15 protein-coding genes are annotated in these 15,626 nt (G+C 60.7%); 8 read left to right on the top strand and 7 right to left on the bottom strand.

Annotated elements, in window-relative coordinates; all coding sequences use genetic code 11:
* Nucleotides 1-132: 132 nt before the first annotated feature.
* The 3 genes from AC0JZ8_RS15855 to AC0JZ8_RS15845 all read left to right on the top strand — a co-directional run bounded on the left by AC0JZ8_RS15855 (nt 133) and on the right by AC0JZ8_RS15845 (nt 3,188).
* The gene (locus AC0JZ8_RS15855) at nt 133-1,086 is read left to right on the top strand and encodes a helix-turn-helix domain-containing protein (RefSeq protein WP_471892937.1); all 954 of its coding nucleotides are present in this window, start codon (nt 133-135) and stop codon (nt 1,084-1,086) included.
* 132 nt (nt 1,087-1,218) lie between these two features.
* Nucleotides 1,219-2,727: an aldehyde dehydrogenase gene (gene adh / locus AC0JZ8_RS15850; protein WP_092662043.1), complete on the top strand. Its 1,509-nt coding sequence runs from the start codon at nt 1,219-1,221 to the stop codon at nt 2,725-2,727.
* Between the two features lie 80 nt (nt 2,728-2,807).
* Nucleotides 2,808-3,188: a DUF779 domain-containing protein gene (locus tag AC0JZ8_RS15845; protein ID WP_062457697.1), complete on the top strand. Its 381-nt coding sequence runs from the start codon at nt 2,808-2,810 to the stop codon at nt 3,186-3,188.
* A 9-nt stretch (nt 3,189-3,197) separates the two neighbouring features.
* On the opposite strand, the gene msrQ is transcribed toward AC0JZ8_RS15845, so the two are convergent.
* Nucleotides 3,198-3,845 carry a protein-methionine-sulfoxide reductase heme-binding subunit MsrQ gene (gene msrQ, locus AC0JZ8_RS15840; RefSeq protein WP_471892936.1) on the bottom strand — a complete coding sequence of 216 codons (648 nt, stop codon included), beginning with the start codon at nt 3,843-3,845 and terminating at the stop codon, nt 3,198-3,200.
* 2 nt (nt 3,846-3,847) lie between these two features.
* A complete protein-coding gene (gene msrP / locus AC0JZ8_RS15835) occupies nt 3,848-4,795 on the bottom strand; it encodes a protein-methionine-sulfoxide reductase catalytic subunit MsrP (protein WP_471892935.1) in 948 nt (315 codons plus the stop codon).
* A gap of 190 nt (nt 4,796-4,985) precedes the next feature.
* Between msrP and AC0JZ8_RS15830 the strand changes: the two genes are divergently transcribed.
* Both AC0JZ8_RS15830 and ilvD read left to right on the top strand, forming a co-directional pair.
* Nucleotides 4,986-5,408, top strand: a complete 423-nt coding sequence (locus AC0JZ8_RS15830; RefSeq protein ID WP_062457688.1) for a DUF4112 domain-containing protein — start codon at nt 4,986-4,988, stop codon at nt 5,406-5,408.
* Nucleotides 5,409-5,677: 269 nt separating this feature from the next.
* The gene (gene ilvD / locus AC0JZ8_RS15825; RefSeq protein WP_192086677.1) at nt 5,678-7,513 is read left to right on the top strand and encodes a dihydroxy-acid dehydratase; all 1,836 of its coding nucleotides are present in this window, start codon (nt 5,678-5,680) and stop codon (nt 7,511-7,513) included.
* Nucleotides 7,514-7,621: 108 nt separating this feature from the next.
* Here ilvD and AC0JZ8_RS15820 read toward each other — a convergent pair whose 3' ends face one another.
* A complete protein-coding gene (locus AC0JZ8_RS15820) occupies nt 7,622-7,987 on the bottom strand; it encodes a lysozyme inhibitor LprI family protein (protein WP_062457681.1) in 366 nt (121 codons plus the stop codon).
* Between the two features lie 313 nt (nt 7,988-8,300).
* On the opposite strand from AC0JZ8_RS15820, the gene AC0JZ8_RS15815 reads away from it, so the two are divergent.
* Nucleotides 8,301-9,728 (top strand): DegQ family serine endoprotease, encoded by a 1,428-nt coding sequence (locus tag AC0JZ8_RS15815; RefSeq protein ID WP_471892934.1) that lies wholly within the window; start codon nt 8,301-8,303, stop codon nt 9,726-9,728.
* Nucleotides 9,729-9,741: 13 nt separating this feature from the next.
* Complete coding sequence (locus AC0JZ8_RS15810) at nt 9,742-11,058, top strand: replication-associated recombination protein A (RefSeq protein ID WP_471892933.1); 1,317 nt, start codon at nt 9,742-9,744, stop codon at nt 11,056-11,058.
* Nucleotides 11,059-11,061: 3 nt separating this feature from the next.
* On the opposite strand, the gene AC0JZ8_RS15805 is transcribed toward AC0JZ8_RS15810, so the two are convergent.
* From AC0JZ8_RS15805 to AC0JZ8_RS15795, 3 genes are all read right to left on the bottom strand, one after another.
* Nucleotides 11,062-11,382: a DUF1883 domain-containing protein gene (locus tag AC0JZ8_RS15805; protein ID WP_471892932.1), complete on the bottom strand. Its 321-nt coding sequence runs from the start codon at nt 11,380-11,382 to the stop codon at nt 11,062-11,064.
* A gap of 314 nt (nt 11,383-11,696) precedes the next feature.
* The gene (locus AC0JZ8_RS15800; protein WP_471892931.1) at nt 11,697-12,701 is read right to left on the bottom strand and encodes a ketopantoate reductase family protein; all 1,005 of its coding nucleotides are present in this window, start codon (nt 12,699-12,701) and stop codon (nt 11,697-11,699) included.
* 82 nt (nt 12,702-12,783) lie between these two features.
* On the bottom strand, nt 12,784-13,002 hold the full coding sequence (locus tag AC0JZ8_RS15795; protein WP_062457666.1) for a hypothetical protein: 219 nt from the start codon (nt 13,000-13,002) through the stop codon (nt 12,784-12,786).
* Between the two features lie 302 nt (nt 13,003-13,304).
* Between AC0JZ8_RS15795 and AC0JZ8_RS15790 the strand changes: the two genes are divergently transcribed.
* Nucleotides 13,305-13,931, top strand: a complete 627-nt coding sequence (locus AC0JZ8_RS15790; RefSeq protein WP_062457663.1) for an outer membrane protein — start codon at nt 13,305-13,307, stop codon at nt 13,929-13,931.
* A 223-nt stretch (nt 13,932-14,154) separates the two neighbouring features.
* Here AC0JZ8_RS15790 and AC0JZ8_RS15785 read toward each other — a convergent pair whose 3' ends face one another.
* A complete protein-coding gene (locus tag AC0JZ8_RS15785) occupies nt 14,155-15,555 on the bottom strand; it encodes a peptidoglycan L,D-endopeptidase MepK (protein WP_471892930.1) in 1,401 nt (466 codons plus the stop codon).
* Between the last annotated feature and the right edge of the window lie 71 nt (nt 15,556-15,626).

Raw genomic sequence — 15,626 nt, 5'->3', positions numbered from 1 at the left:
CTGTGACTGTCAAGTCCGGGGGATGGCAGGCTGACCGGCCTGCCGAATGACTGAAGCTCCCTATATCGCTGTTGCCACATCCCGTTTTTTTAGCGACAATCGAGCCGTGACGCATTTGGTGGGAGGAGCCCGATGCATGACCCTGTTTCCCATGCCGACCAAGTCTACGCGTCGGCCAGTTCCCCTGTCGCGAGTTCAGCTGTAGTCGCGTCCTGGCGCCGCTGCATGACCATGCATCACTTGGCGCCAGAGGACCGGCGGATGCCGGAGCGGGTGACAGAGCAGGAACTGGACGTCGCCCGAAAACAGTCGGAGCGTCTTATCGGGCAGGCGAGGGACGAGCTCGACCGGCTGTTCTTGGTCGTCGGTCGCGCCGGCTGCTGCATCCTGATGACCGACAGCAAAGGTATCGCGCTTGACCGTCGCGGCGCAGCGGGCGACGACAAGGATTTTCGTGCGCTCGGCCTCTGGACCGGCTCAGTCTGGACCGAGGAGAGTATCGGCACCAACGGGATAGGCACCGCAATCGCCGACGACCGGCCGATATCGATCATCCGCGACCAGCACTTCTTTGCATCCAATATCGATCTGAGCTGCACGACTGCGCCCATTCGTGATCACCGTGGAGTTCTGGCCGGCGCGCTCGATGTCTCGACGTGCCGAAGTGACGCAAACGAAGGCACGATCGCCATCCTGTCGCAGACGGTGCGTGAGGCGGCATCCCGGATCGAGCTGAACCTGTTCCGAAACGCGTTTCAAGGTGCCCGTTTCGTGATGGTGCCGAGTGAGACGGGATCTCCAATGGCGCTCCTGGCTGTAGATCGCGACGACCTTGTGATTGGTGCCACGCGGGCTGCGCGCTCGGCGCTGCGTCTGGACGACGATCGGATTGCGGAAGGGATCCCGGCCTCCGATCTGCTTCACGAATCGAGCCGGGATGCGCGAGAACTCCTGGGCGATGCCGAGCGCTCGGCGCTTCTTCGGGCGTTGTCTCGTGTCCACGGCAACGTCTCGCTGGCAGCCCAGGTGCTCGGCGTCAGCCGTTCCACCCTGCATCGCAAGATGAAGCGATTTGGCATTCAATGACGGGGAGTTTTGTCGCAGACTTGCGACAGAGTGCATCGCGGTATCGCGGGTGAGGCCTGTTTTCACCACGCCAGAAGCGCAGATTCTGTTCCATCGGGTTCGCTTTGAACCTGTTCATCATGGGAGGATGACATGCTGCATCAGAAAATCGTTGAGTCACCGTTCAAGCTCAAATACGGCAACTATATCGGCGGTGAGTGGAAAGAACCGATCAGCGGCAAGTATTTCGACAACGTCACGCCGATCACCGGCGGCAAAATCTGCGAGATCCCGCGGTCTGACGAAAAGGATGTCAATGCGGCGCTCGACGCTGCACACGCCGCCAAGGAAAAATGGGGCCGCATGGCGCCGGCTGACCGCTCGAACATCCTGATGAAGATCGCCCAGCGGATGGAAGACAAGCTGGAAGTTCTGGCGCAGGCCGAAACCTGGGACAACGGCAAGCCGATCCGTGAGACAATGGCAGCCGACATCCCGCTTGCCATCGATCACTTCCGCTATTTCGCATCCTGCATCCGTGCCCAGGAAGGTTCGATCAGTGAAATCGACCACGATACGGTCGCCTATCATTTCCACGAACCGCTTGGCGTCGTCGGCCAGATCATTCCGTGGAATTTCCCGATTCTGATGGCCGCCTGGAAGCTTGCACCGGCGCTTGCCGCCGGCAACTGCGTCGTCATCAAACCGGCCGAGCAGACGCCGGCCTCGCTTCTGGTCTGGGCGGAACTCGTCGGTGACCTCCTGCCACCCGGCGTGCTGAATATCGTCAATGGTTTCGGCCTCGAAGCCGGAAAACCTCTTGCGACCAGCAACCGGATTGCCAAGATCGCCTTTACAGGAGAGACCACGACAGGCCGGCTGATCATGCAATATGCCAGCCAAAACCTTATCCCTGTCACGCTCGAACTTGGCGGCAAGTCGCCGAACATCTTCTTCGCCGATGTGATGAGTGAAGACGACGATTTCCTCGACAAGGCGCTGGAAGGCTTTGCGATGTTCGCGCTGAACCAGGGCGAAGTCTGCACATGCCCCAGCCGCGCACTGATCCAGGAATCGGTTTACGATCGTTTCATGGAGCGGGCGGTCAAACGCGTCGAAGCCATCACGCAGGGCAACCCGCTCGATAGCTCGACCATGATTGGCGCGCAGGCATCCTCGGAGCAGATGGAAAAGATTCTGTCCTATCTCGACATCGGCAAGCAGGAGGGCGCGGAAGTCCTGACCGGCGGCGTCAAGAACGATCTCGGCGGCGAGTTGGCGAACGGCTACTACATCAAGCCGACGATCTTCAAGGGCCACAACAAGATGCGGATCTTCCAGGAGGAGATCTTCGGACCGGTAGTGTCGGTGACGACCTTCAAGGATGAAAAAGAGGCGCTCGAGATCGCCAACGATACGCTGTACGGGCTCGGCGCCGGCGTGTGGACGCGCGACGGCAACCGCGCCTACCGCTTCGGCCGGGAGATCCAGGCCGGCCGCGTCTGGACAAATTGCTATCACGCCTATCCCGCGCATGCGGCATTCGGCGGGTACAAACAGTCCGGGATTGGTCGCGAAAACCACAAGATGATGCTCGACCACTACCAGCAGACCAAGAACATGCTGGTGAGCTACAGCCCGAAGAAGCTCGGGTTCTTCTGATCGATCTCAACCCAAGCATGGGCTCCCGGCTGCAGGGTCGGGAGCCTTTTCAATGTCTCGATGCGAACAGGAATGACATGATGGATGCGACAATCAACGGCGAACCGCGCGTCACGGCCACGGATTCCGCGCTGAACTTCATTGCCGAGATCCAGGCGGACCACCCGGACATCCTGTTCCACCAATCAGGCGGCTGCTGCGACGGGTCGTCACCCATGTGCTATCCGAAGGGCGATTTCATGCTTGCCGACCACGACGTGAAGCTGGGCGAAATCGGCGGCGTGCCGGTCTATATCAGCGGGAGCCAGTTCGAGGCCTGGAAGCACACACAGCTGATTATCGATGTCGTGCCCGGTAGGGGCGGCATGTTCTCGCTCGACAATGGGCGTGAAAAGCGCTTCCTCACCCGGTCACGACTATTCGGCGGCGGTGAGGCCTGCGCGATACCTGCCATACGTTGACGCCGCCCACTATGTCGTGGGGGCGGGACGTGCCGGACGGGTCTTGCCGCGCTTCCAGTTGAGGAACGGCTTCCTCAGCGGCCGGTAGGCGAGCAGCAGCCCGATCGCTGCGATATGGATAAACGGAACGAGCGTCACCGACTTCACCGCGAGCACATAGTGGAGCGCGCCGCCCAGTGCCACGAGATAGATCAGCTTGTGCATTTTCACCCAGGTCTGTCCGAGCTTGCGGATCGACCAGTTGTTGGATGTCACCGCAAGCGGGATCAGCAGCAGCAGGCAGGCAAAGCCGATTGTGATATAGGGGCGCCGCACGATATCGCTGCCAACAGCGCCGAAGTTCAGCTGCAGATCGAGCAGAAGATAGACGCTGAAATGGAACACGACGTAATAGAAGGCGAGCAGCCCTAGCGCACGGCGATAGCGGATCCAGTTGATCCCGAGAATATCGCGAAGGGGCGTGACGGCGAGCGTCAGGATGATGAAACGCAACGCCCAGATGCCGATCAGGTGCTCGAACGTCTTGACCGGATTGAAACCCAGCCCGCCCGTCGCGGCCTGATAGAAGTACCAGGCCGCGGGACAAAGCCCCACGACGTAAAGTGCCCAGATGCTGGCGGCATGGTATCGGCGGGGCAGGGCTGGGATCGAGAGCATGGTCAGTAGTTCGCTTTCAGGTCCATGCCGGTATAGAGGCTCGCCACTTCGTTCGCATAGCCGTTGAAGGGCAGGGTATCGACGCGCTTGGTTCCGAAGAAGCCGCCTTCGCCGATCCGCTGTTCGGTCGCCTGACTCCAGCGCGGATGGTCGACGGCCGGATTGACGTTGGAATAGAAACCGTATTCCCGGGCGTTCGAATTCTTCCAAGTGGTCTGTGGCTGCTCTTCGACCAGCTTGATCTTGACGATCGACTTAATCCCCTTGAACCCATACTTCCACGGCACGACGAGCCGGATCGGCGCGCCGTTCTGGTTCGGCAGCGTTTCGCCGTAGAGACCGACGGCAAGAATGGTCAGCGGATGGCGCGCTTCATCAAGGCGCAGGCCTTCGACATAGGGCCAGGGCAGGGCCTGGAAGAGACCGCCTTGGCCGGGCATTTCCTCAGGACGAACGACGGTTTCGAACTCCACATACTTGGCGCTGCCAAGCGGCTCCACCTGGTCCAGTATCGATGCCAGGGGAAAACCGATCCACGGGATTACCATCGACCAGCCCTCGACGCAGCGCATGCGGTATGTCCGCTCCTCGAGTTTCATCTTGAGGATTTCGTCGAGACCGAATTCCTTCGGCTTGCCCACCATGCCCTCGACCTTGACGGTCCAAGGTGTCGGCTTGAACGCGCCGGAATTCTGCGAGGGATCTTCCTTGCCGACCCCGAATTCGTAGAAATTGTTGTACGTGGTCACCGCCTCTTTGGGCGTCAGCTTTTCGTCCAGCTTGTAGGGGCCGGGCGCTGCACTGAGGGCTGCAGCGAGTGCGCCCGTACCTCCAAGGACAGAAAGGCCGGCGCCCGCGGCGACGGTGCCCACGAAATTTCGACGCGACAGATAGATGTCGCGCGGCGTGATCTCAGTCGGCGAAATGTGGGGTGGGCGAAATGCGGGCATTGCGGATCTCCTTCAGGCAAAAGCCTATCCTCTGCTTATACGTACCGCCGACAGGTTTGGTTTCACAGAGCCGAAGGAAAGGCATTAAACCACGTTTGCGTGAAAGAATTAGCGTTGAAACATACGCTAAGCCTTGAACCGGGAAATCGCATGCTCATTTCAGCTTTGACATTAATCAAGGATAGTGAGTATGGCGACGAAAACCTGGGATGCTGCCAGCGAACGCTTCACGGAAACCGATGCGGGCCGGATCGATCGACTGCGGCGTTTGCGGCGTATCCACGGCGTCGCCCGTATGATGGATACGGCGATCGGTATTCCCGGCACCCGGTTTCGGTTTGGTGCCGATTCCATCATGGGCCTTGTTCCGCTCGTGGGCGATGCCGGGGGCGCATTGATTGGCCTCTATATCGTCAACGAGGCCCGCCGCATGGGTGTGCCGAACGACAAGCTTGCAAAGATGATCGGCAACCTTGCGGTCGATTCTGTCGTCGGCAGCGTGCCGCTGGCCGGTGATCTGTTCGACGTCTTCTTCAAGTCGCACCGCCGCAACCTCAACATCGTTCTCGACCATTTCGGTGTGACGGCGGACGACCTCCGCGCAAAGCGATAGCGGACACGAGAAGAGGGTGAGGGACGGTGACGTTGCCTCACTCCTCAAGCGCCACGCCGAAGCAGAACCGCTATGAAACTTCGGCCTCGCCTACATCGCTGGGCAGATTTTTACCGCGCTGGTGAGAACCGTACCGTACCGTACTGTTTTTCGCCCCATTGGTAGTGACACTGGCTTTAGCCTGCAGTAGGACGGAGAAAACAAGGTCCTTTGCGCCGCGTGATCCGACGCGGTAAATAGCAATTGCTGAACGCGATCGAGGAAACACCATGCCTGTCTATCGTTCAAGAACCACGACCCACGGCCGCAACATGGCTGGCGCGCGCGGCCTCTGGCGCGCCACCGGCATGAAGGACGGCGATTTCGGCAAGCCGATCATCGCGGTGGTCAATTCCTTCACCCAGTTCGTGCCGGGCCATGTCCACCTCAAGGATCTCGGCCAGCTGGTTGCCCGCGAAATCGAGGCCGCCGGCGGCGTCGCCAAGGAGTTCAACACGATCGCCGTCGATGACGGCATCGCCATGGGCCACGACGGCATGCTGTACTCGCTGCCATCGCGCGAGATCATCGCCGACTCCGTCGAGTACATGGTCAACGCCCACTGCGCCGACGCCATGGTCTGCATCTCCAACTGCGACAAGATCACGCCCGGCATGCTGAATGCCGCCATGCGCCTGAACATCCCGGCCGTCTTCGTCTCCGGTGGCCCGATGGAGGCCGGCAAGGTGGTCCTGCACGGCAAGACCGTTGCGCTCGACCTCGTCGATGCCATGGTTGCCGCCGCCGACGACAAGATGTCGGACGAAGACGTCACCGCCATCGAAAAGGCCGCCTGTCCAACCTGCGGCTCGTGCTCCGGCATGTTCACCGCCAACTCGATGAACTGCCTGACCGAGGCGCTCGGCCTGTCGCTGCCCGGCAATGGCTCGACGCTCGCCACCCATTCGGATCGCCGTCGCCTGTTCGTCGAAGCCGGTCACCTGATCGTCGATATCGCGCGCCGCTACTACGAGCAGGATGACGAACGGGTCCTGCCGCGCAATATCGCCACCAAGGAGGCGTTCGAAAACGCCATGTCGCTCGATATCGCGATGGGCGGCTCGACCAATACGGTTCTCCATATCCTGGCGGCTGCCTATGAAGGCGGCGTCGATTTTGGCATGGAGGACATCGATAAGCTGTCGCGCAAGGTGCCGTGCCTGTCCAAGGTCGCGCCTGCCAAGAGCGATGTCCACATGGAAGACGTTCACCGCGCCGGCGGCATCATGCGTATCCTGGGCGAGTTGGAGCGCGGCGGTCTGATCAACCGGGACTGCTACACCGTGCACGAAGCAACGCTCGGCGATGCGATCGACCGGTGGGACATCACCCGCACCAATTCCGAGAGCGTCCGCAACTTCTTCAAGGCAGCACCCGGCGGCGTTCCTACTCAGGTCGCGTTCAGCCAGTCTTCGCGCTGGGACGAGCTCGATACGGATAGCGACACGGGCATCATCCGCTCGGTTGAAAATCCCTTCTCCAAGGATGGCGGCCTGGCGGTTCTCTACGGCAACATCGCGGCCGACGGCTGCATCGTGAAGACCGCGGGCGTCGATGAGTCGATCCTGAAGTTCAGCGGTCCCGCTGTCGTCTTCGAAAGCCAGGATGCGTCCGTCAAGGCGATCCTCAGCAACGAGGTCAAGGCCGGCGATGTCGTCGTTATCCGCTATGAAGGTCCAAAGGGCGGCCCGGGCATGCAGGAAATGCTCTATCCGACCAGCTATCTGAAGTCGAAGGGCCTCGGCAAGGCCTGCGCGCTGATCACCGACGGCCGCTTCTCCGGCGGTACATCCGGCCTGTCGATCGGTCACGCTTCCCCGGAAGCAGCCCAGGGCGGCGCGATCGGACTAGTCCGTCAGGGCGACATGATCGAGATCGATATCCCCAACCGCACGATCCATCTGGCGGTCTCAGACGCGGAACTCTCGGCGCGTCGCCACGAGCAGGATGCACTCGGCTGGAAGCCGTCAGCGCCCCGCAAGCGCAACGTCACGACGGCCCTCAAAGCCTATGCGGCATTTGCGTCGAGTGCGGACAAGGGCGCGGTCCGGATTCTGCCTGAGTAAGTCTCTGGTCGAACCAACCCCGCAGACAGAGATCTCAAAGACAAAGGCCTCGGTGCACAACACCGAGGCCTTTGTCTTTGATCGTTTCCAGTGAACGTCGCTTAAGGACTAAAGCGGCTCTTTGCTCAGTCCGCTAAACGCTTCCTGCAACTGCTTCATCCGCTCCGCATAGGCCGTCGTCAGGCATTGGACGTCTGCCTCGCAAGCCCGACGCTTCTTCAACCAGTCGCTTTGTTCCTGGCGCAGCTGGTCGCGATTGCCCATGGCGAGCAGGCTGGTCAGGATGTCGAATGTGGTGACCATCTTCACATCGGCATCGTTCAGCGTGCGTGTGTCGCAGATCACCTTCTCGTCGGCGACCAGATCGGTCTTCTCGCAATCGAAGCTTGCCGCCGCTGCCGGGCGAGGGGCAAGGGAAAGGCCGGCGCTCAGGACAAGTGCAGCCACGCCGGTGGCCGCGAATATGGTTTTCATGCTGGAACGCTCCTGTGTGCAGTCTCTGGAGCCGATCCCAAACGGCATCGTAAACTCCCAAGGACAAACATGATGCACATGCGCGAGATAGCAAGGATGATAGAGGCTAGGATCGTGCTGAAAAGCCGATGCTTTTTGCGGATCAGCTGGGAGCAGCAACACCCGCCCGCGGGCGTTGTCGGGTACCGTCTTTCCCTGCCTGTGCCAGATACCCATATACGCGGTCGCAAGGACGCGTCATCGGGTTCCGGGCACCTTTCTTTTGCCGCTTGCGGCGCTACAACGTCATCCAGCAATTTGTAAGAGGAATCACATGTCCAGCACGCTCAAGCGACCGTTCGAACGGCATCTCAGGCAGCTCTCGCTCAGCGTCGTCCTGCTCGCGGCATTGGCCCCCGCTGGCGCCTATGCGCAGGACCAGAAGACGGTGCCGCAAAGCCGGCAGGAAATGCAGCTCTCGTTCGCGCCGCTGGTCAAGCAAACCTCCGGTGCCGTCGTCAACGTCTATGCCGAGCGCGTCGTGCAGCGCCCGAACCTGTTTTCCGGCGACCCCTTCTTCGAGCAGTTCTTCGGCCAGCGCATGCCGAACCGTTCGGAAAAGCAGTCTTCGCTCGGTTCCGGTGTCATTCTCTCCGGCGACGGTCTTGTCGTGACCAACAATCACGTCATCGAAGGCGCAGATGATATCAAGATCGCCCTGGCAGACGGCCGTGAGTTTCCCTGCGAACTCGTCCTGAAGGACGAGAGCGTCGATCTGGCCGTGTTGCGGATCAAGGCAAAGGAAAATTTCCCGGTCCTGCCGCTTGCCGATTCGGACCGCACCGAGGTCGGTGATCTGGTGCTCGCGATCGGCAATCCGTTTGGTGTCGGCCAGACAGTCACCAGCGGCATCGTGTCGGCGCTTGCCCGCAACCAGGTGTCGTCGGGAGATTTCGGCTTCTTCATCCAGACCGACGCGTCGATCAATCCCGGTAACTCCGGCGGCGCGCTGATGAACATGAATGGCGAACTGATCGGCATCAACACCGCGATCTTCTCGCGCGGCGGCGGATCGAACGGTATCGGCTTTGCCATTCCGGCAAATCTGGTGAAGGTCTTCCTGGCGGCGGCCTCCGAAGGCAAGTCGGTCTTCGACCGCCCCTATGTCGGCGCGACCTTCGATGCCGTGACCTCTGACGTCGCCGAAGCGCTCGGCTTGAAGGCTGCCCGCGGCGCTCTGGTCTCGCGTGTCGTCGAAGGCGGTCCGGCCGACAAGGCAGGATTGAAGCCCGGCGAGGTTGTCACGGCCGTCAATGGCATTCCAGTTGAGCATCCCGATGCGCTCGGCTACCGGCTGACGACGGCGGGCCTTGGCAAGGGAGCCAACTTGACGGTCCAGACCCCGGACGGTATGCGCGACCTCCAGCTTGCGCTCAATTCCGCGCCGGAAAGCACGCCGCGCGACGAGCGGGTGCTGGAAGGCCGCAATCCCTTCGCCGGTCTTCGGATTGCAAACCTGTCACCGAAACTCGCCACGGAACTGCGCATGCCAACGGACAAGAGCGGGGTCGTCGTCACCGACGTCTCGCGCGGCTCGCCTGCCGGTCGTCTCGGCTTCCAGCCACAGGACATCGTCGTCTCGCTGAACGGCGAGGCGGTCGCTTCGACGACTGTCATGGAAAAGATGCTCCGCACCGATCCGGGGTTCTGGCGGGTCGAGATCGAACGCAAGGGCCAGCGTATCCGGCAGTTCTTCCGATGAACGGTAAGGGCTGATGAGCGACGACCTGTTTGCACCGAAAGTCCCAGAAGAGGTCGCCAGCCGGCGGCCGCTTGCCGACCGGTTGCGGCCGAAGACGCTTTCGGAGGTGACGGGTCAGGCTCATCTGACGGGTGACGATGGTGTGCTTCGTCGCATGATCGATTCTGGCTCACTTGGATCGATGATCTTCTGGGGTCCGCCCGGTACCGGCAAGACGACCGTCGCCCGGTTGCTGTCAGGCGAGGCGGGGCTTGCTTTTGAGCAGATTTCGGCGATCTTTTCCGGCGTCGCGGATCTGAAGAAGGTGTTCGAATCGGCACGCCTGAGACGCATGCAGGGCCGCCAGACGCTTCTCTTCGTCGACGAGATCCATCGCTTCAACCGCGCCCAGCAGGACAGTTTCCTGCCCGTCATGGAAGACGGAACGGTGATCCTCGTCGGTGCCACCACAGAGAACCCGAGTTTTGAACTCAACGCCGCTCTTTTGTCGCGTGCTCGGGTTCTGACCTTCCGCAGTCATGACGAAGACAGCCTCAGCGAACTCTTGGAACGCGCTGAGCAAGTGGAGGCAAAGCCGCTGCCGCTCGATGACGGCGCGCGTACAAGCCTGATCCGGATGGCGGACGGAGACGGCCGTGCGGTTCTGACGCTCGCCGAGGAAATCTGGCGTGCGGCAAGGACGGGTGAGGTGTTCGACACCGTGGGTCTCACCGAGATCGTCCAGCGTCGTGCTCCCGTCTACGACAAGGCGCAGGACGGCCACTACAATCTCATCTCGGCGCTCCACAAATCGGTGCGGGGCTCGGATCCCGATGCAGCACTGTATTACCTCGCGCGGATGTTCGATGCCGGCGAGGACCCGCTCTATCTCGGCCGACGTCTGGTCCGGATGGCGGTGGAGGACATAGGCCTTGCCGACCCGCAGGCGCTTGTCGTGTGCAATGCCGCCAAGGATGCCTATGACTATCTCGGATCGCCGGAAGGGGAGCTGGCGCTTGCCCAGGCCTGCGTCTACCTGGCGACGGCTCCGAAATCGAATGCGGTCTATATGGCCTTCAAGGCGGCCACCCGCGCTGCCAAGGAAAACGGCTCGCTTCTGCCACCCAAGCATATCCTCAATGCCCCGACCAAGCTGATGAAAGCCGAGGGCTATAATGACGGGTATCGCTACGATCACGACGAGCCCGACGCGTTTTCAGGCCAGAATTACTTCCCCGAAAAAATGGGCCGCCAGACCTATTACGATCCGCCGGAGCGCGGCTTCGAGCGTGACATCAGAAAGCGTCTCGACTGGTGGTCAAAACTGCGCAAGGAGCGCGGCGGCAGCTAAGCCTCAGGAAGCCCTGGCGATGCCTGGTTTCTGCGCCTGACCCGGTGCCGCGACGAGCCTCACCGAGGACTCGGCCAGAGCATGATGCCCTTCCATATCCACCACCAGATGCCAGTGGCCGTTTTCCGGAACGGCGATCCGCAGCGGCGATTTCTTCGCAACGCCGCCGACGAACTTGAAATCGAGTTGTTCCGTAAACCGCTGGTAGTTCGCAGCAGTCATCAGGCGGACGTTGTTCACGCCATTGAGCGTGACTTCAATGATTGTGCCGGCGCGCTGCGGTTTGAGATCATAATGCGTGTAGCGAAATTTCGGACCTGCCATGCTTGCCTCATTCATGCCAGTATATGGGTACAACAATCCTACAGACACCCGGTTAAAGATCTATGGAACCTACTGCGTTCCTGGGTGTTATTTAAGCATGATGCCGACGCGCTGAGCCACCAGCCCGCTGGCAAGACAGATAAAGCAAGGCGATGTTTCCCCCCGCGTCGCCCAAAAACGACAAAATATTTGACCTCCAATCTACCTGGTCCCGCTGTTCCCCGCAGCGGGACTTTTCTTTTTTCGGTTTCGTAAAAACCCGTCTCTACAAAGACTTGAAGCGTTTTCCGGACTCAGGTCGAGAGCAATTTGATTCAGTTTGTGAGGTGCTGGCGGTCCAGTTGGGCGGTCAGCGCAAAGATGGTTTCGCACACGGGCGTCGGCACGCCGGCCAGTTTCCCGAGCGACACGACCATGCCCGTCAACGGCACGATCTCCAGCGCCTTGCCCGCAAGTAGATCCTGGAGCATCGAGGTTTTTACTGGCCCGAAACCTTGCGCTCTCGCAAACATTTCATCGGCGGTCTGGCTGAACCTCGCACCAAAGGCGGTGCCGACGGCCTGAACCTCGTTGATGATTTTCCGAACGATTTCGGCGATATCCGGGTTTGACATCATGTCGATCATCAAGGCGCGGGTGAGGGCGCTGATGGGATTGAAGGCGGCGTTGCCACGAAGCTTCGCCCAGATCTCGTCTCTGATCCGCGGCGTTGCCTTGGCATCGAGATCGCAGCGCTGGAAAAGGTCCACGATCGCCGACAGGTCGTCGGACATCTCGCCGCTGGGTTCTCCGAGAAAGAAGTGGCCTTTGCCGTTCAGGCGTGTCTTGCCGGGTTCGATGATTTCTGCACCTTGATACGCGACGCAACCGATCACGCGTTCCGGACCGATGGCGTTCCAGATGCAACTGTCTGCGTCGAGCTCGGGGATCTGCCGGCCTCCAAAGCCGCTTTCCATGTCCCCATGGAAATACCACCAAGGAATTCCGTTCAGGATCATCACGACGCGCGTGCTTTCGCCAAGCAGTGCCGCCAGACCATCTGTTGCGGCTGCGAGCTGATGGCCCTTCAAACCGGTAATTATAAGATCCTGTGGAGGCAGACTGAACGGATCATCCGTCGCGGCAACGAGTACGCGGACGGGATCGATGCCCGTGTCTTCATAAACGACGTTTAACCCGTTCTCTCGGATTGCCTTAAGCTGTGCGCCTCGCGCCACAACCGACAGCTCCGTGTCGGCTCCTGATCCCGCCGCTATCTTTGCGGCGAATGCACTTCCGAGCGCGCCCGCGCCATATACGCAAATTCTTCTGAACGTCATCTGTCCTCGCTGCATTCCGACGTAAGTCGGAAGCAGTGTAGGGGAGCGGTAGAAGCGAGGCGACCGATAATTTCGGCCGGTCCTAGTGCGAGGGGTTGTTCGGCAGCAGTTCGTTCATTCGCAGTTCGTCGATTGCTGTGACCGCCTCTTCCGCGGTCCAGCCGGCCTTCAGGGCCGCTGCAATCATCCTTACTTCCGCCTCTTCCTCGAGCGCAAGAAACAGCGGCTCGAGCGCTTCCTGGACGGTTAGGACATTCTCCTCCGGCGACGGGACGGACTGCCGTGCGGTATTCGTCAGCATGTGCGGTTCTCCTCTGTGATGGTCGAATCTATCCAATTTAACGACCCCCGAAAAGGTTCCCAAAAAACGTCGATTTTGCGGGCTTTTTGGCATCCCAATATCGTGATCTGAAGATATTGCACAAAGGTCGTTGCGAACGGTCTCAGTTAACGATGCGTTTATGAATTCGTGAAAATAAATCGCAATACGGTGCGGGTTTGTCCTCGCTATCTGGGCTGGGTTGCCTGGATCGTCCCGCGGCTTTCAGCCGGTTGTATCGCCTGCGCATCCGCCACTTGCAGGCTTTGTATGGAGTAAACGCAATGACCCAGAAGACACTTGCCCTGGCGCTCGTCGCCGCCTTTGCCGCCAGCCCCGTTATGGCTGCGGATCTCACCAGCGCCTATGAGGCGCCCGCCTACAGCGAACCTGCGAGCGAACCGGCCGGTTGGTCAGGTGCTTATGTCGGTGGACACGGCGGTGTAACGTCGCCGAGGATCAACCCGTTTGCCAGCGGCAAGGGCCTCAACCTCGGCGTTCACGGCGGCTACAACCACGACCTGGGCGGCGCTATCGTTGGTGGCGAACTCGATTACTCCTATCTCGGCGATGCCGACGTGAAGGCCCGCGGCGGCAAGCTGTCCGAGCGTCATCGCATGGCCGCCAAGGTCAAGGCTGGTGTTCCGCTCGACCAGACGCTGCTTTACGGCACGACCGGTCTTGCCATGACGAAGTATCGCGATGGTGACAATGTTACCGGCCCAGACGGCTGGAAGCCTGGCCTCCTGCTGGGTGCCGGCATCGAGCAGAAGCTGACCGGCAACATCTCGGCCCGCGTCGAGTACAACTATGTCATGACCGACAACGTCAAGAGCTCCTACCAGGGCGTCGAAACCCGTAAGGACGTTCACGACCACTCGGTTACCGCTGGCGTGAACTACAGGTTCTGATTAATCCGGTCACACCCGGAACGGAAAAGGCTCGCTCACGCGGGCCTTTTTTCGTTGGGGATCTGGGCTTAGCCGCCTCAACGGTTTGCCTATCGATGTCTGTCGGGAAACGCTGCGAGCCACAGCTTCTGCCCCATCGCTCATTACATAAACTCAAAAGGCCCGCAATCGCGGGCCTTTTTCATAATCGCTATGAAAACGATGGGTCTGAACCGGTGGCCGATCAGCCGTCCGACCAGAACCGGCTGTGATCGAACTCTTCGGCAATACCGAGCGGCAGAGGCTCGGCACTGTCCGGCTTGGCAGTCAGATCCGTCAGCGTGCGGCCGACGACGAGCGGCGCGGTCATTCCGGTCGATGCGCCGGGGGGCGAAATCGCCCAGGAGATCAAAACGTCTTCGCCATCGAACTCGTCTTCCGGATCGATTCGCGGCCCGGTGATCGGCAGCGATGCCAGCGAGTGTCTTGGTTCTGGAAGTCCTTTCGCCGGCGCAGCAAGGGCGAGGGCGGGTACGAAGCCCGGTGCAGGGCGCGGCAGCATCGGCATGCTGTTTCCGAGCGCGGACGCCGATGCGGCCGTCGGTGCCGGACCAAGCGAGGCGGTTTCGATGACGGCGGCAGGAGCCGATGACGCGGTTGCAGCCGCCGGACGCAGGCCCGGGGCCGGGATTGCGAGAGATGCCAGATCGGCAAAGGCGGGTACCGGCGCCACGGCAACCGTCGCACGCGCCGATGGCCGTGGCGTTGTCTGCTCGTCGAGTGCTGCAAGCGCGCGGCTGCGTGGTGTTGGCAGCATCGCGGTGATCAGGCCGCTGCCGACCCGTTTTCCGCCACCTGCATCATCGTCGGCCTCGATATCGATGGTCGCACGCGCAATAGCGAACGACTTGCCGCTGCCACGGCGTTTGAGGTCGGCCATCGCGACGCTATAGCCCTGGAGCGGTCTTCCGTCGGCGGGAACATGAATGGTTCTGCCGTTCGGGAAGATACGCGCCAGCTCCTGCCGCGACAGTCGTGGCCAGGCCCGGACATTGCCGACATCCACATGCAGGAAGGGCGAGCCGGATGTCGGGTAATAACCGACGCCGCCGCCCTGGATCTGAACAGCGATGGCCCGCAGCGTCGAAAGCTTGACACCGGGAATGTAGAGATCGATCGCCTTGCCAAGCATATGCTGGCTCTTGCGCGCAACCCCGGTGGAGCGTGAGCGACCGCGCAGCATGTTGTTGGTGGCAGGCGAACGATAAGCCGAAACGACGTGGATGTAATTGTTGGTGCCGGAACGCTCGTAGATCTCCCAGACGAGATCGAGCAGGTTCGGATCCATTCGCGCCGTCTCGTTGCGGCGCCAGTCGCGCAGGAACCGGTTCATCTGGGCAAGACCCTTCTGATCCAGCCTGCCGTCCCGCTTGTAGGTAATCGTCGCCTTTTCGCCCGTATGGGTAAAATAGAGCTTGAGAGACCGATCCTCGGCAAAGGCAAACGACGCCGATCCCAACAAAGCCGCCACCGCAAGCCCGGCTGCGCCCGCAGACCGTGCAGCCTTGCCGGCCGCTTGCGAGGCGAGGTTCACAAGTGCGCGTGCAGCACCGGGTACAGACTTAATCGACAGAGACTGGGACACGACAAACCCGCTTTACGCAAACTGTGACAGCGGGATGCGAAAACCGCAGCCCGGCGAATACGGGACCATTA

The sequence above is a fragment of the Velazquezella soli genome (genome assembly GCF_977018685.1).
This window is presented reverse-complemented; position numbering and strand designations above follow the sequence as displayed.

Coding starts and splice junctions, on each gene's coding strand:
- AC0JZ8_RS15830 (WP_062457688.1), top strand. CDS start 4,986: ATGGCGACGAAAACCTGGGATGCTGCCAGCGAACGCTTCACGGAAACC.
- AC0JZ8_RS15805 (WP_471892932.1), bottom strand. CDS start 11,382: ATGGCAGGTCCGAAATTTCGCTACACGCATTATGATCTCAAACCGCAG.
- AC0JZ8_RS15815 (WP_471892934.1), top strand. CDS start 8,301: ATGTCCAGCACGCTCAAGCGACCGTTCGAACGGCATCTCAGGCAGCTC.
- msrQ (WP_471892936.1), bottom strand. CDS start 3,845: ATGCTCTCGATCCCAGCCCTGCCCCGCCGATACCATGCCGCCAGCATC.
- AC0JZ8_RS15845 (WP_062457697.1), top strand. CDS start 2,808: ATGGATGCGACAATCAACGGCGAACCGCGCGTCACGGCCACGGATTCC.
- AC0JZ8_RS15800 (WP_471892931.1), bottom strand. CDS start 12,701: ATGACGTTCAGAAGAATTTGCGTATATGGCGCGGGCGCGCTCGGAAGT.
- ilvD (WP_192086677.1), top strand. CDS start 5,678: ATGCCTGTCTATCGTTCAAGAACCACGACCCACGGCCGCAACATGGCT.
- AC0JZ8_RS15820 (WP_062457681.1), bottom strand. CDS start 7,987: ATGAAAACCATATTCGCGGCCACCGGCGTGGCTGCACTTGTCCTGAGC.
- AC0JZ8_RS15810 (WP_471892933.1), top strand. CDS start 9,742: ATGAGCGACGACCTGTTTGCACCGAAAGTCCCAGAAGAGGTCGCCAGC.
- msrP (WP_471892935.1), bottom strand. CDS start 4,795: ATGCCCGCATTTCGCCCACCCCACATTTCGCCGACTGAGATCACGCCG.
- AC0JZ8_RS15795 (WP_062457666.1), bottom strand. CDS start 13,002: ATGCTGACGAATACCGCACGGCAGTCCGTCCCGTCGCCGGAGGAGAAT.
- AC0JZ8_RS15855 (WP_471892937.1), top strand. CDS start 133: ATGCATGACCCTGTTTCCCATGCCGACCAAGTCTACGCGTCGGCCAGT.
- AC0JZ8_RS15790 (WP_062457663.1), top strand. CDS start 13,305: ATGACCCAGAAGACACTTGCCCTGGCGCTCGTCGCCGCCTTTGCCGCC.
- adh (WP_092662043.1), top strand. CDS start 1,219: ATGCTGCATCAGAAAATCGTTGAGTCACCGTTCAAGCTCAAATACGGC.